Raw genomic sequence first — 16,206 nt, 5'->3', positions numbered from 1 at the left:
GATCGAGAAATCCGACTTTGAATGAATTCAAAGTCGGATTTCTCACGAATTGAAGCTAGTTATGTCCCAGCCTCTTTTCTTATGTTAGCATACAAATCTATGTATTTTATGAGCACTTCCTTCTATAATGTAAAGAAGCTTAAAAATTTTAGACAGAAAGGACATCCATATTTTCTATGAAATTAGGTGCCCGTGTATTTAAAACTGGTGTTGCCATCGTGCTAGCACTCTTTATTGCGGAGTTGCTAAATCTCTCTTCTCCTGTTTTTGCTGGAATTGCTGCAATTTTTGCCATTCAGCCATCGATTTATCGATCCTATCAAACGATTGTTGAGCAAGTACAAGCAAATATAATAGGAGCTACCATCGCGGTCATTTTTGGCTTGCTTTTTGGTCACCATGTAGTAGCTGTTGGCATCGCTGTTATAACTGCCATCGGTATTATGTTGAAATTTAAACTTGAAAAATCACTGTCTCTTGCACTCGTAACAGTTGTTGCCATAATGGAGATTCAAGGAGATGACTTCCTGACGTTTGGCCTTTTTCGTTTTATTACCATATTAGTCGGGGTGTTAGCAGCCTTTGTTGTTAACCTAGTCTTTTTACCACCAAAGTATGAGGTAAAGCTTTTCCGAAAGATTTACTTTTTACAAGATGATATTATTCGATGGACACGACTTGCTGTGCGGCAGGCTTCTGAACACACATCTACAAAGGGTGCATTAAGTAAATTTAAAAATCGTATGTTACGAGTTGATACATTGTATGATTTCTATAAGGAAGAACGCAATTACCTCAAAAATAAAAAGTATGTTAAAGTACGTAAACTTGTGGTCTATCGTCAAATGATTTTAACATCTAAAAAAAGTTTAGAATTGCTGCAACGTTTGCATAATCATGAAAACGAATTGGCGCAGTTACCTACACAATTTCACTTAATGATTCAGGAGCGACTTGACTTTTTACTTACGTATCATGAACAGCTGCTATTAAAATATACAGGAAAACTAAAGCCTGAGCATTCTGAATGGAGTAAAAACATCGACTATATTCAACGTAATGAACTGATGGAAATTTTCATCAAACAAATAACCTATGCACATGAAGAAGGCGATACGGAATTTTCGAGCTATCATCTGCTCTATATTTTATCCCGTATACTAGACTATGAAGAAAATTTAGAGCACTTGGATACGCTTATTGTGTCCTATCAACGCTATCATGGGCATGAGATTAATGTGGAGCTAGAAGATGAATTTATATAATAAATGAAATATGTAATTTTACGACAAATTGACTAGTATCAATTTGTCGTTTTTTGATATTTTATATAAATCTGTAAATATTTTTAAACTTTGATACAATATAATTAAATGTAAAAATAAGGGGTGTCAATATTCATGGTAAATTTAAATAAAATTGAATTAACTAAAAAAGGTCAATTCGTTAACTTAACAAAATCACAAAATCAAGAGATTGGCGAAATTCTTGTTAATTTAAATTGGAATCAGAGAACTGAGAGAAATTCAGGCGGCTTTTTATCTTCTTTATTTGGCACAAGCTCTAAAGGTGGGATTGATTTAGATTTAGGATGTCTATATGAAATGACAGATGGTAGTAAAAGTTGTGTTCAGGCTCTTGGTAATGCTTTTGGTAGTTTGCATTCTGCCCCTTTTATTGAACTAGATGGTGATGATCGTACTGGTATGACAAGCAGCGGTGAAAATTTACGCATTAATGGAAACAAGGTAAGAGACATTAAACGAGTGCTAGTTTATACATTTATCTATGAGGGAGTAGCAAACTGGGCTGAAGCTGATGGGATTGCAACAATCAACTACGGAACAGGTCCTAGCATTGAAGTTCGTTTAAACGAGCATCGTAATGACAAGAATATGTGTGCAATAGCTATGATTGAAAATGTAAATAATGAGACATTTAAAGTTGAGCGACTTGTTGAATATTTTAAGGGACATCAAGATATGGACAAAGCCTACAATTGGGGGTTGTCATGGCGTTCAGGTAGAAAATAAGCAGATACTAACACTTGCAACGTATACATATTAAGTACCTTAGGATACATTCTTCATAGTTGACTGAATAAATGTAGTTTCTCTGATAAATGAAATACAAAAAAGCTGGCATCATTTCTTTTAAACGATGTCAGCTTTTTAAGGTTCACGTCCTTAATGCCAGCAGTTGTGTCTCTGATACCTTGCGCTGCGCTGTTAATTCGCCATGAAGCTTACGATAATTAGTAATACCTGCAATAATAGTATCCCACATTTCCTCAAGTGTTTGTGTTGTTTCAGATTGCTGAGCTAGAGCCGTGCTTAATTGAACTGCTTCATGACTGGCTCCTCCAAATTGCTTCACACGATTTTCAAAGGCTGATGCAGATTGACTCTGTAATTGCTGCCGCCTTTCATTCACTGCATTCATGATCCCCATTTTAAAGACAGGGATAGTCTTAACAAAAGCACCATTAATTTGTTCAATCAATTCACTATTCCCATTGCGCAGCATCTCGATTTGCGGGGCTGTTAAAATGGCAACCATACGTGATTTCTCCAACTCATCTATTTTCTGTTGTAGCAACTCGGCAATTGCTTGTAACCGATTAAGCTCCATTTTTGCCACTTGATTGCCAGCCTCGCTCTGTTTTTCATACATAGGTATTAGTGTTGTTTGCACTTCATGTAATTTCATATCTGCTGCGACAATATATTTTTCTAGCTCCAGGTAAAACATCAAATCTTCATTATATAATCGTGCTAGGACGCGATTATCCTTTGCTAATTCCTCTTCCATAAGCACAAATTGATAATGAATTTTTTCAATATCTCTACTGAGTACATTGTATTTGGCAAATAAATCATCATCATTTTTGGTTTTACGTGCAAATAGCTTCTTAAAAAAACCCTTTTGCTCAGCAAAATCCTTTTTATCAAATGTCAACATTAAGGCTTCAAGCTGCTTAAATAATTCTCTTGATTCATAGGATGCTGATTGGGTAATCAAATCTAAAATTTGATCTGCGAATTTTGCTAATTTTGTAGCTGGCTCTCTTCCTAACGCCATTAAGTCCAGCTGATTTTTTATATTAATCTGATTGGCAATTTGTTGTACCTCTGCATTTCCCCATAATTGTTGTTTGACGGCTTCTGCTGTTTCCACTGTCAATTGTTCAATTGTCGTAGGGTTATTTGACATTCACGCCGCCTCCTTCCTGTCATCAGAAAAAACGATTAAAGAGCTTTTTAATGATTTTATCTGGTGCAGATTTTTGCTGCTTTGGTTCTTCATAGGATAAGTCAAATAGCATATGCTCTAAACGGTGTACATCATATGAATCCTCTTGCAAGTGCCTTTCTAAGTCTAGCTTCCCTGTCGGATTATAAAATACAATATCCATACCAAAACGATTTAAAAACGCCAGTAATGCAATATCCTCACGTGATAAAGCAGGCTGCTGTGGCGCTTGATATAATACAAGTTTTGGTACCTCTTGAGAGTAGTCAAAGCTTTGAAGTAATCGCAGTATATCCTGTGGAATCATCGTCATCTGCTTAAATAAAAATAACTGTAAATCATATAAAGTCTCATTTGACTGTTGTTTTAACATGGGTTGTTCACATGAAGTTTTTATCGTGTGAGCCATTGCACGCTGTAGCTCTAATGGTAACTCTCCATACTGCCACCAATCACTTTGTATAATGCGCTCCATTGATAGCTCACCATTTACTAAGCAATGTTTATAGTGAAAATGGAAGTTGGCCTTGCTCGTTTTTGAATAAGGGAACTCCTGCACAAAAACGGTTTGTGGACTTGCCAATAATTGATGCATATAATGCCAGTATTCTTCACGTCGGCTCGACACCCCACTAATTTTTGCAAATATTACTGGAATGACTATCTCATCACCAATAACTTCAAATTTCGGTCGAACCATGGCCTTCTCTTTTGCATAAATAAAAATATCATCATAGGTCATTCTTAGTGTTAAGGAGCGTGGCATAAGATCTTTGAATTGCCAAGGCTTAAAGACTCCTGATTGCTGATCATGCATTAATTGTTCAAAATGCTGACTTGAACGATAACCTACAGTTGCCTGACGATCACGAAGCTTGTCAGGAAATGGCTGTAAAGTTGTTTCACTTGCATACGAATAACTGATAGAAAACAAATCTGTAGGATCTATCTCTGCAAATTCATCTATTTTAGCCGGATGAAAAATCAATACGTCACAACCTAGCTCCATTAGCAATAATAGAAAATAACGTTGACTAACAGTTGTCTCCCCATACCAAACAACCTTAGGAAAATCATCTGTCGGCTTCATTGCCTTTGTCCATTGAATCCAATGGTTTTTTAACCACTTCACCATATCAATTAAAAAACGGCGAAAATCATTAGCAAGTAAGCCTAAAGATTGTTGTTGCTGAAAAAGCTCTACAATTTTAATGGTTGCAAGCTGTAAATGTCGATTCATTACACTATCATCATGCTTGGGTATTAATTGATACCCATACATCATTGCCACTAATCGATTAATAGACAGCCCTTTAGGTGTTTGCTGATGTTGTTCTAGAATCGTTTGTATAGCCTGAAAGTCCTTTTGCTCAATATTCTTATTTAATTCTTCACTTAAAATATGAATAATTTGTTTGTGTGACATGGTAAATAATGAATTGAAATAATCATCCTCTTCAATTGGCACTCCTAATACACGTACTGCAATTCGGCTAAAAGTTATTTGTTGTGATGTTTCCTCATAAAATGCACGATTCTTTGGTGAATCTTGAAACGCCTGTAGCCAATCATCAGGATTACGCTCCAACACTGATTGAATTGTGATTGTTTGCATACAAACGCACCTCCTAAAAATCATCCTCAACATAGGCTTAAGAATTCATTTGTCATAGGATGGTCTTACCTATGACAACAAATAAATATTTAAAACACTAAACTACCGTTTGATGTGAAGCAATTTGTAAAACCGCTTCAAGTAATTCATTTGTAAATGCTTCACCATTATGAATTGAGTAGGTAGTATTTGGTAGAACATTGGGCTGTTTATCCTTTAAATCTCCATGATTCGGTGTAAATGCTAAATCAGCCATTGATAGCATTCCATAATCCATAATAGAATCGCCCGCTGCTATATGCACATCGTATGTACAAAATTCCTTCATATAATCTATTGCCGCTTCCTTTGTCAGTACCTTGGGCATAAAATACAATTTTTTTCCTTGCAGAAGAACGTACCAGCCATGGGCATCAAACTCTTGAATCATTGCTTGTAATTCACCCTGGCGTAAAACTTCAATATCCACATGATGTACATAAAAAAGATCATCTATATAGAAAGAACGTTGTAACCATGCATCAGATTTGATCGTTTGAAATAGCTTTAACATATCCTCTCTTGGAATGGAGGAATCTTGAATACGTCTACATAATGTTTTCGTCCATTTGTCATATGGCTGACCTTTTTCTAATATTGTACCCCCATTACTTGTAATTGCAAAAGTAGGGCACATGTCATTAATAAAATGTATTCTCTGATATTGATGCAACGCTCTTGTCGTAACAGGTACAAATAGTGTTTGCTGATGTACCTGCTGCAATAAAGTTGCTGTTGCATTTGTCATCATACTCATGTCTTTATCAGCCTTCCGCTCAACTATCACTGTCTCTGTATTTGGCGGAAACATATCCATCATACGTTTAGAATAAATAAGTGTTCTATCTAAATCTGATGTAAATAGTATCATCTTATCCTCCTCTACAATTCTCTTATTAAGCCACAACATGCATAGGACATATTCGAATATTCTTCTATTAATACATTTTTTTCACGAGCTAATAATAAAATGTGTTCCAGCTCATGAATGTACTGTGAATTAATTAGGATTTTCCAGGGGATTCGTCGCAGCAAAACTCTTGTCGTTTCTCCAACACCAGGTTTGATAAAATGAATATTTTCAATAGCAAAATCCTGCTGAATCTTTTGAACGGACTTCATTCCCTCCCAAGTAATTGGAGAGTTGGGTAGCTCTTGAAGTTGATGTACAATCTCACTCTGCACATTTTCAAAGCATGTGACAATGCGTTCTATGTACAAGTTTGACACATCCATTTCCTCTAATTCTTTGTAGTATTTTGCACCATGAAAGTCTTTCTCATCCATAAACTGTAGATTTAAAACTGTTCTACTCACCAGTCCAGATACAGTCGAATTTAAACAAGCAGATGGAATTAAAAAATCTTCACGAGTTCCATAAATGGCAGCACAATGCCCAGGATCCGCCAAAACGGCTAAATCGGCATTTAATTGTGCCTGATATTGTGCATTAAATTTTTGACAGGAATGTATTAATTCATTAGTAATAGCACCCTTACCCGTCCAACCATCAATAAATTGAAGACAGCCTTGGGGATGTTGTGTCAAAATGTAACGAATTGCTGTTTCGTCAAACCCACGACCACGTAGTATAGAAATTGAGTAATGTGGAACATTCACCTTATAGCGCATTTGTATATACCGTTTGATTAAAATGCCGATTGGTGTACCTGCTCTCGCTAAACTAACAAGAATTAAATTGTTCAGCCCTCTATTTTTGATGGTTTGCTCGGCCACCACACCAACAGCTATTGCTATTCTCTCAGCGTAAGCATCTAAAGTTTTATGAAATAGATCCATATATGTTTTAGAGGGTTGATATTCCATTGGAAGCATTTCAGAATAGTGCGTGCCAGTTTGAATAAGCTGTTCACGCTTTTCATTATCCATTTCAAGAAAAACATTACCAATATCACGCAATAAAAAAATAACATCCTCTGGTGCATAGCTCCCCATTTTATCTGGCTGCAAAGTCGATATCATCGTTCTACCTCCATTTCATGCATACAAATCACATATATTTTTGTACTACTGATGGATTGTAGTGCCTCTATCACCCGGGCAATTATCTCTTTACTTGCTATACGTTCCACAATAAAGAAAAGTTCCGAATACGGTCGACTTTGTATATTATATAAATAATTTTCAACCCCATTGTTCTCTGGGCTTTCAAAGACTATTTTTTCGTTAATCGTATAGTCTAGTTCATCTGTACAATAGATTGGACTACGGGTCGACGATTGAAAATAAACATCTTCCCCTAAATAAGAGGCAATTTGCATAGGGACATACATAAATTCCCCTGTTCCGACAACAAGTGCTGGTCCATCCGTCCGTAGCTCTTTTAATTGCTCGGCGATTGCCTGTAACATTTTCTTTTGCTCGATATGCTGTTTGGACGTTAGCATAAATCTTCCTGTCGCTAGTACATAAGGCTGATTGTTTACAAGACCATTCTCTGCAATAGAACGATAGAACTTGCGATCAAGAGATTCTTTGATTGGTAATAGTGTCATGTTCTGTGCAGCATGTGTTGTTATTTTAGGTTGCTTTCTTGCTAAATTGGGTGTCCCACTACAGCTAAATTGACCGCACATAATGGCGATGAACTCAATAGAGATCCCCCATTGCTTCTCTAATTGCTGAAAGACCATTTGCTGCTGTTCTGAACGCCAATCTAAAATAGATAGCACAGCATACTCCCTAACAAGCGGAAATTTCTGTTTTAATGTTTGAATAATATTAATAACCGTATTACCAGTAGTAATCTCATCATCAATTAATACAATGCGCTTGGCTTGCAGTATAATGTCAGGCTCCTCTGTATAGATTCTATGGCTTGTTGCATGGGAATGTTCTTCCTCAAATGTAACAAATGGTTCGAAATCTGGAAGTACTTCACGTGTGGTATGGATATACATGGCATTTGTTTGGAATGCATTAAATACGGCATGTCCAAGTGCAGTAGCTGTCTCAGCAAATCCAATAAACAATGTTTTTTCAGACAACTGCATACAACCCTCTGTAGAATTCTGAATTCCATCCAACCCCGTGCATTCTTTTAATGCTTCTACAACAGATTGCATAGAAATCACATGTTGACCAGTAAGATGCTGATTATACATCATGGCTAGAAGAGTTCCAGTCAGTAATGGGATTTGTGGGCGAACAGCCAAATGTTTGCCAAGCACAGTGCTCACAAACAAAAACTGTCTCTTCTTATTAATACGTGCTGCCATTTTAAATAAATCTGTCAATGCAAAATTGTGGGGATTATGAGTGACTTTAATATCGATTGTATAATTTGGCAAAATGCTAAGTTTACTCATTTGTTGTTGCATAAATACTACCACCTATTTCAGAATTTAATAACAGTGAGGCAAAATCTAAAGATTCATGATAAACGCCATAGACATGAGCTTGTTTTAAGATTCGCTGCGCCCATCTCATATGTGGTTTGATTTCATTCATTTTATTAGCATAGTGGCTTTTCATAACACCTTTGCGGCCATCACTATTTTCTACAATACTTAATGCATCTAAATACTCCTCATAGGATATGGCATATAGTGCATGCACGACACGAATATGACTAGGATGAATGACTGTTTTACCCATAATGCCGTTTTGTTTATCCATTAAAACTTCCTTCATTAATCCATCTAAACAATCATCCAACAATGCTTTCCTTGTATCAAGCGCACCTTTTTCACTAAATGGCGTCACTCTTAATGCAGGCTTTAATACACGTTGATTACTAAAATACTCCCATACAGGCCCAGAAATAACAAAACCATCTTCCTCACGACCTAAGACATTTACTATATCTGCTATACAATCTCTTATTACACTGATATCATAAATGGTCGAATCCATACGGCGGCGAATTCCGTAAATACCACAAAAATCAGTTGCACCAATACGCACATTTAATACGCGCTTCCTGTATTGATGAAGAACCTCTTTGATGCCTAATAACGCTTGCATACGAGATTCCTTATATAATACCTCACGACTTTCTAAAATTGGCATACCATATAAGGTTACATCATGTTCCAAAATGGTTTGTTCAAGTAACTTGAAATATTGGGCTCCTTGTGTTGCCGTAAATTTTGGAAATACATAACCTGTTAATATTTCTTGCTTCTTCCCTAATGTAGTTGTTAAATAATTAAATTGTTCAACATGACGTACACGAATAAAAAGTAGTGGTAAATCTTGTAGTAGCAATTGTTTTTGATTATAAAGTGCATATAACTCACTTATATCCTCAATCAATTTTGCTTCACAATCTAGTAACTCTGTATCCCCTACCGCATCCTCTAAATCAATGACAAGTGATGTGAGTTCTTTATATTTTTGCGATTGAATCAAACCCACAATATTAGGCATGGAAGCTGGCATATACAAAGTCGCACCTAAGGCATATGACAGAATATCTGGCGTTTCCCATTTTGTAAAAGGCTGTGGTTTCTTATAAAAAATCGTCTCTGCTTCTGTTGCAAAGTGTTGCATCTAATCCTCTCCCCAGTAATAGTATGCCTTCTGTGAAAAAAGCACTGTATCAGCCTGTTCCTTACAGACCAATACAGTGCCTTGTTTACACTGCTGTTTTCTTATTCATCTTGTGTACAACAAATGTTAATAAGAATGCAGCAATTAGAATAATAAAGAATATTTCATGTGAAAGATGGAATCCAAAAATACTTGCAAACATCTTCAGTGCAATAATCGCAATTAAAATATAGGCAGTTGTTTCAAGCTCTGGTACACGCTCTATCAAAGAAAGGAATACACCAGCGATGGTACGCATCATAATGATTCCCAATACTCCACCTAATAATAGGACCCATACTTGATCTGATATCGCAAAAGCTGCCAGTATTGAGTCTACTGAAAAGGCAATATCCATTAATTCAACTGAAATAACAGTCGCCCAGAACGTTCCAAAGACACGAACCATCCAACCTGTCTTTTTAAACTCATGTGCCTCTCCTTCATCATCGCTCTTATTTTTAAAATGCAGTATGACTAACCACATTAAATAAGTTGCGCCAATTACTTTAACGATGGAGAACTTCACGAGATAAACACCAATACCGATGAAGAGAAATCTGAAGAAATACGCTCCAAACATCCCATACATTAATGCTTTTTTTCGTTGATGCTTTGGAAGATGTTTAACAAGTACAGCTAAAACTAATGCATTGTCCGCAGACAATAGTCCTTCCATAATAATCAATGAAAAAATTAGGCCCCATGATACTGGATCTGTTAAAACCTGTCCCCACATGTGCCAGTTAAAAAACTGTGCATATGTATTTAATATCTCGTTGATAACGTCCAAAAAAGACCCTCCGTCATGTTCCTATCCAAGTATTTATTGTAGACCATATGCATTGACTAATGCTGCTAAGCCACCTTGATAACCTGAGCCTACTGCCGCAAATTTCCACTCACCATTATGGCGATACAGTTCACAAAATACTACGGCTGTTTCAATGCTAAAATCTTCGCCTAAATCATAACGCAATACTTCAGCCCCTGACTCTTCATTCGTCAAACGAACATAGGCATTCAGAACCTGACCGAAGTTTTGATGACGACCCTCTGCATCATAGATTGTAACCGTCACAACAATCTTTTCAATTTGTGGAGATACTTGCTTTAAGTTTACAAGAATTTTTTCATCATCCCCATCACCTTCTCCTGTACGGTTATCGCCAGTATGCACAACTGATTGATCTTGGCTTGATAAATTATTGTAAAAGATAAAGTCTAGTTCATTGCGACATTTACCTGATGCATCTAGTAAAAATACAGATGCATCGAGGTCAAAGTCTTGTCCACCATCAAATTGCTTTACATCCCAGCCTAAGCCAATTCCAATGCTGTTTAGACCTGGATCTTGCTTTGTTAAATCAATACGTTGCCCTTTACTTAATTGAATAGCCATTGAAAATCTCCCTTTCTGTCCAAAGATGAAATTTTTTAGTTTACGCTCAAACCATAATCGTTACATAAAGCAGCTAAGCCACCCTGATAGCCAGCACCAATCGCATTAAATTTCCATTCTCCGTTATGACGGTATAATTCCCCTACTACGATAGCTGTTTCAATACTGAAATCCTCACCTAAATCATAACGAATAATTTCTTCGTTTGAAGCAGCATTGACAATACGAATATAGGCATTAGAAACCATACCAAAGTTCTGACTACGTGCCTCTGCATCATGAATTGTTACAGTAAATGCTAGTCGTTGTATATGTGCAGGTACTTGTGTTAATGCAACTTTCACCACTTCATCGTCACCTTCACCAACACCAGTTAAATTATCACCTGAATGTTCAACAGAGCCGTTGCCACCTGTTGTATTATTGTAGAAAATAAAATCATTTTGATCTGCCACTTTCCCTGTATCTGCAAGTAAAAATACAGATGAATCTAAATCGAAATCATTTCCACCATCATATTTATTTGTATCCCATCCTAAACCAACAACTACATTTGTTAACCCCGGATTTGTTTTTGTTAAATCTACCTTTTGACCTTTTTGTAATGAAATAGCCATTATCATTCTCCTCCTAGTTATTATTTATTTATTGATATCTTCGAACAACGTCGCCAAGTTTCACGTCATTTGTTCCTGTTCCAACTGCAGCAAATTTCCATTCATTGCTATGACGGTAAATCTCACCACAGACTAACGTCGTTAAGTTCGAATAGTTATCAGTTAAATTATAGCGGATTAGCTCACTACCTGTCCTGTCATCGTACACACGAATATATGCATTTTGAATCATGCCAAAGTGTTGATTACGACCTGCTGCATCATAGATGTTTACAACAAACACTAGCTTGTTATATTGTGTTGGTACAGACGACAGCTCAATTGTAATAACTTCATCATCACCATCGCCATCACCTGTTAAATTATCACCTGAATGTTGAACAGAGCGGCAGTTACTTGTTAATTTTCCAAAATAAATAACATCGTCTCCCGCAACAACCTTATCATCTTGCAGCATTAACACAGAGGCATCGCAGTCGATGTTTCTGCCACTGCCGCTATTTCTACTTGAAAATAAGCCTCCGAATAAGCCTCCGCTTTTTTCTTGACTTACAGGGTCCCAGCCTAAGCCTACTTTGATTTTATTTAAGCCAGCATTCCCCTTTGTTAAATCAACACGTTGCCCTTTTTGCAAATTAATTCCCAATTTAATCACCCTCCTAAACTATGTGTTGCCAACTGAAAGATTATATGTAAAGAAATAATCTACATGTAAAGTCGAATCTTTTTATATTTCATAAAAGATTGTCGTTTTTCAACATATATTAAGTCTAAAATAACATTACAAAAAATTCAATTAATGGCTCCAAAAAGGTTTATTCACTTATTCTTGGTTCAATACCAAGATGAGCCTTATTTTCGAGAATTCTTCTTAACAAAGACGTTTTCACTTTAAATGAGTTTCTTTTACCACAGTAAAAAAACCTTCTAACTTGTAGAAGGCTATTAAGGTATAAACTAGCTTTTCATTTTTGGATCAAGTGCATCACGTAGTCCATCACCCATTAGGTTAAAGCCGAGAACTGTTAACATAATAGCCAGACCTGGGAAAATCATTGTCCATGGAGCATTGATTAAAAATTTTCGAGCATCAGCTAGCATTTTTCCCCACTCGGGTGCTGGTGCTTGAGCTCCTAGTCCAAGGAAGCCTAATGCTGCCGCCTCAATAATGGCTGTCGCAATAGCTAGTGTTCCTTGGACAATTATTGGTGTTATGGAATTCGGTAAAATATGAGAGAATAAAATTCGTGAATCACGCATGCCAATTGCTTTTGCCGCTACAATATATTCCTCTTCCTTAACACTCAATACCTTAGAACGAATTAGACGACCAAAATTCGGTACGTTAATTATTGCTATAGCAATTAATGCATTTTGTAAAGATGGGCCTAGCACTGACACTACTGCAATCGCTAATAGCATACTAGGGAAAGCTAACATAATATCAAAAATACGTGAAATAATTGTATCAATCCATTTTCCATAATAACCTGCAATAATACCAAGTAAACTGCCAATGATTACGGATAAAATAACCGAGAAAAAGCCTACCCATAACGAAATCCGTGCTCCATGTATGATTCTAGAGAGAATATCCCGTCCAAAATCATCTGTTCCAAACCAATGTTCACTTGATGGTGCCAATAAACGCTTCGCAAAATTTTGTTCATTGATACCCTGTGGTGCAATGTACGGACCCACTATAGCAAGTAAAATAAAAAATATAACAATTCCTGCTCCTACGAGGGAGACTTTGCTCTTTTTAAAGCTACGCCAGCCTTCGAGCCACGGACCTACCGCACGTTCTCGAGCTGGTGCTGCTTCTTTTTTGATATCCATTGCTCCAGTCATCATTGCAGCTCCCTTCTATTTGTATTTAATACGCGGATCAATCACTGTATACAGTAAATCCACAATTAAGTTAATCATGATGAAAATAAATGCAACGATTAGAATACCTGATTGAATAACAGGATAATCCCTGAAGCCAATCGCATCATAAATATAACGACCAATTCCTGGCCAACTAAAAATAGTCTCTGTTAAAATGGCACCACCAAGCAGTAATCCTGTTTGTAGACCAATTACCGTTAACACAGGAATCACAGCATTCTTTAAGGCATGCTTATAGACAACAATGAACATTTTTTGGCCTTTCGCTCTTGCAGTGCGTACATAATCTGAGCGCATTACTTCTAGCATGGAAGATCTTGTGATTCTTGCAATGATAGCCATCGGAATGGTCGCAAGTGCTACTCCAGGTAATATTAATCTCTTTAAAACTTCAATGAATTGATCAAAGCGTCCTTGAATAAGAGTATCAAATAAATAGAAATGGGTTATGGCGGTTATTGGATTTCGAACATCCTCTCGACCAGAAGTAGGCAACCAGCCAAGCTTACTACTAAATGTCCATTGCTCCATCAAACCTAGCCAGAATACTGGTACAGATACACCGACTAATGCCACTATCATTGCAATATAGTCGAACCAAGAATTTTGGAACCATGCAGAAATAATGCCAGCATTAACACCAATAACGATGGCAATAATCATAGCAAAAAGTGCAAGCTCTGCCGTTGCTGCTAAGTATGGAAATATTTCTTCTGATACAGGTAATTTTGTACGTAAGGAAACTCCCAGATCTCCCTGGAAAATGCCTGACAAATAACTAAAATATTGTGTATACCAGGGTTTATCTAATCCTAAACTTGCGTTTAATGCCTCGACCGCCTCTTTTGTCGCCTGTTGTCCTAAAATAACTTTAGCTGGATTACCAGGTATTGCACGTATCAACATAAAAACGATAAAAGTCATTCCAAGCAAAACTGGGATTAGTTGAAGTAAACGTCTCCCCATATAGTGAAGCATTTTCATCACCTCTCTATGATTTTCATAATATACTTTGAAGTCTTTATATACTGTTGAAAGGTTGAGTCTTCACCAAACGGCTTTAAATGTTTAGATGAGATCTTTCATACAGAAGAAAAGGATTTGATTTTCCTTTATTAGAAAAGAATCTGCGAGAATTCCACGGCTTACCCGCAGAAAAGCAAGCAGATTCTTTTAAACTTCTCTATTCAATTAAAAAATGAACTTTACTATTGAATATCTACTGCATCTAAACGGTCAGAGCCAGTAGGATGCGCAATATAATTTGTAACTTTCTTGTTAGCAGCTAAAATTGGAATAGAGTGAGCAAGTGGAACCCATGGAGCATCCTCAGAAATAATTACTTGAGCTTGCTTATAAAGCTCGTTACGCTTGTCCTCATCAATTTCAGTTTGAGCAGCTGTTAATAGCTTGTGTAATTCTTTGTTGTCATAGAATGTATAGTTATTAGAATGGATATTATCGCCGTCTAATAATGAATATAGGAAGTTATCCGCATCTCCATTATCACCTGTCCAACCAAGTAAGAATGCATCTGCTTCACCCTTTTCAGCTTTATCTAAATAAGTAGCCCATTCATATGACACAATTTTAGATTTAATGCCTACATCTTCTAAGTTCTTCTGAATCGCTTCTGCAACTTTTTGACCATCTGGCATGTATGGTCGTGGTACTGGCATTGCCCATAGCTCAATCTCTTTGCCATCATAGCCTGCTTCAGCAAGTAATGCTTTCGCTTTTTCAGGATCATACGTATAGCCTGTAACTTCATCGTTATAACCAGAAATTACTGGTGGCATTGGGTTTTTCGCTGGCTCCGCTAACCCTTCATAAAATGCATCCACTAGTGCTTGTTTATCAATAGCATAGTTTACTGCCTGACGCACTTTTACATTATCAAATGGAGGTCTAGTAACTGTTAAACCTAAATACCCAACGTTCATAGAAGGACGTTCAATTAGCTGTAAGTTGGTATCTCCTTCGATTGTTCCTTTATCAGATGGACTTAAGCCATCAGCTACATCAATATTGCCGCTCGTTAATTCAGTTAAACGTGCAGTGTTTTCTGGTATAGAACGATAAATAACTTTATCTAATTTTGGATAGCCATCAATATAGTAATCTGGGTTTTTCTCAATAGTTATCGCATCATTACGTACCCAGCTGACAAACTTGAATGGACCTGTTCCTACAGGATTTGCTGATAAGCCTTCTTCATCTGCCTCAAAAGCTGTTGGCGAAGCGATTGCAAATGGAGACATCGCTAAATTTTTCAGGAATGGTGCTTGTGGTTGGCTTAACTTAAGAACAACCGTATAGTCACCCTCAGCAGTAGCAGATTCTATAATTTGCTTGTCACCAACGACAAATTGAGTTTTAAAATATGGATATTTATCATTGCTTGATTTCCAACGTTCAATATTTTTGACAACTGCCTCTGCGTTGAAATCTGTGCCATCATGGAATTTTACACCCTCTTGTAATTGGAATGTATAAGTTAACCCATCCTCTGACGGCTCCCATGATTTTGCCAAGCCTGGTTGAATCGTTACATCTCGTTCACCAAAGTTTACTAGCGTTTCATAAATATTTGCTGTAACTGTAAAGGATTCACCGTCTGTTACAACAGCAGGGTCGAGTGCTACCGAATCTCCACCACGACCATAGACTAATATTTTCGGTTCGCCGCTGTTAGCTTTATCGCCACCAGTTGAAGCATCTTTACTACCCGTATTCTTAGTGTCTGAGCCGCCACAAGCCGCTAAGATTGTCGAGAGAACAAGGATAAACATTACACTCAAAGTCCATAGCTTCTTTTTCTTCATTAAATTTCC

Annotated in this window: 15 protein-coding genes; 2 read left to right on the top strand and 13 right to left on the bottom strand. The window is 36.9% G+C overall.

The window, feature by feature from the left end; genetic code table 11:
* Positions 1 to 176: 176 nt before the first annotated feature.
* Both AC1RNS_RS10365 and AC1RNS_RS10360 read left to right on the top strand, forming a co-directional pair.
* Positions 177 to 1,265: an FUSC family protein gene (locus AC1RNS_RS10365; protein ID WP_492992406.1), complete on the top strand. Its 1,089-nt coding sequence runs from the start codon at positions 177 to 179 to the stop codon at positions 1,263 to 1,265.
* Between the two features lie 135 nt (positions 1,266 to 1,400).
* A complete protein-coding gene (locus tag AC1RNS_RS10360; protein ID WP_492992404.1) occupies positions 1,401 to 2,033 on the top strand; it encodes a TerD family protein in 633 nt (210 codons plus the stop codon).
* A gap of 145 nt (positions 2,034 to 2,178) precedes the next feature.
* On the opposite strand, the gene AC1RNS_RS10355 is transcribed toward AC1RNS_RS10360, so the two are convergent.
* From AC1RNS_RS10355 to AC1RNS_RS10295, 13 genes are all read right to left on the bottom strand, one after another.
* Positions 2,179 to 3,213: a toxic anion resistance protein gene (locus tag AC1RNS_RS10355; RefSeq protein ID WP_492992403.1), complete on the bottom strand. Its 1,035-nt coding sequence runs from the start codon at positions 3,211 to 3,213 to the stop codon at positions 2,179 to 2,181.
* Between the two features lie 22 nt (positions 3,214 to 3,235).
* A complete protein-coding gene (locus AC1RNS_RS10350) occupies positions 3,236 to 4,867 on the bottom strand; it encodes a YceG family protein (protein ID WP_492992402.1) in 1,632 nt (543 codons plus the stop codon).
* A gap of 97 nt (positions 4,868 to 4,964) precedes the next feature.
* Complete coding sequence (locus AC1RNS_RS10345) at positions 4,965 to 5,777, bottom strand: HAD family hydrolase (protein ID WP_492992400.1); 813 nt, start codon at positions 5,775 to 5,777, stop codon at positions 4,965 to 4,967.
* Between the two features lie 11 nt (positions 5,778 to 5,788).
* Positions 5,789 to 6,889 (bottom strand): cysteine protease StiP family protein, encoded by a 1,101-nt coding sequence (locus AC1RNS_RS10340; protein WP_492992398.1) that lies wholly within the window; start codon positions 6,887 to 6,889, stop codon positions 5,789 to 5,791.
* Positions 6,886 to 8,247, bottom strand: coding sequence for a phosphoribosyltransferase family protein (locus AC1RNS_RS10335; RefSeq protein ID WP_492992396.1), 1,362 nt, complete (start codon positions 8,245 to 8,247; stop codon positions 6,886 to 6,888). The genes AC1RNS_RS10340 and AC1RNS_RS10335 overlap by 4 nt, the downstream gene beginning before the upstream one ends.
* Positions 8,228 to 9,421, bottom strand: a complete 1,194-nt coding sequence (locus AC1RNS_RS10330) for an HpcH/HpaI aldolase/citrate lyase family protein (RefSeq protein WP_492992394.1) — start codon at positions 9,419 to 9,421, stop codon at positions 8,228 to 8,230. The genes AC1RNS_RS10335 and AC1RNS_RS10330 overlap by 20 nt, the downstream gene beginning before the upstream one ends.
* An 85-nt stretch (positions 9,422 to 9,506) precedes the next feature.
* Positions 9,507 to 10,253, bottom strand: coding sequence for a TerC family protein (locus AC1RNS_RS10325; protein WP_492992392.1), 747 nt, complete (start codon positions 10,251 to 10,253; stop codon positions 9,507 to 9,509).
* A gap of 33 nt (positions 10,254 to 10,286) precedes the next feature.
* A complete protein-coding gene (locus AC1RNS_RS10320; protein WP_492992390.1) occupies positions 10,287 to 10,862 on the bottom strand; it encodes a TerD family protein in 576 nt (191 codons plus the stop codon).
* Positions 10,863 to 10,897: 35 nt separating this feature from the next.
* Positions 10,898 to 11,479, bottom strand: coding sequence for a TerD family protein (locus tag AC1RNS_RS10315; protein ID WP_492445795.1), 582 nt, complete (start codon positions 11,477 to 11,479; stop codon positions 10,898 to 10,900).
* A gap of 28 nt (positions 11,480 to 11,507) precedes the next feature.
* Positions 11,508 to 12,125, bottom strand: coding sequence for a TerD family protein (locus AC1RNS_RS10310; RefSeq protein ID WP_492992389.1), 618 nt, complete (start codon positions 12,123 to 12,125; stop codon positions 11,508 to 11,510).
* Between the two features lie 311 nt (positions 12,126 to 12,436).
* The gene (gene nikC / locus AC1RNS_RS10305) at positions 12,437 to 13,333 is read right to left on the bottom strand and encodes a nickel transporter permease (protein WP_427542455.1); all 897 of its coding nucleotides are present in this window, start codon (positions 13,331 to 13,333) and stop codon (positions 12,437 to 12,439) included.
* 12 nt (positions 13,334 to 13,345) lie between these two features.
* Positions 13,346 to 14,350, bottom strand: coding sequence for an ABC transporter permease (locus AC1RNS_RS10300; RefSeq protein WP_492992387.1), 1,005 nt, complete (start codon positions 14,348 to 14,350; stop codon positions 13,346 to 13,348).
* 230 nt (positions 14,351 to 14,580) lie between these two features.
* Positions 14,581 to 16,197 (bottom strand): ABC transporter substrate-binding protein, encoded by a 1,617-nt coding sequence (locus AC1RNS_RS10295; RefSeq protein WP_492992386.1) that lies wholly within the window; start codon positions 16,195 to 16,197, stop codon positions 14,581 to 14,583.
* Between the last annotated feature and the right edge of the window lie 9 nt (positions 16,198 to 16,206).

Source organism: Lysinibacillus sp. GW821-FHT14F06 (genome assembly GCF_058803665.1).
Note: the sequence above shows the minus strand (reverse complement) of the source record. Positions and strands in the feature narration are given on the sequence as shown.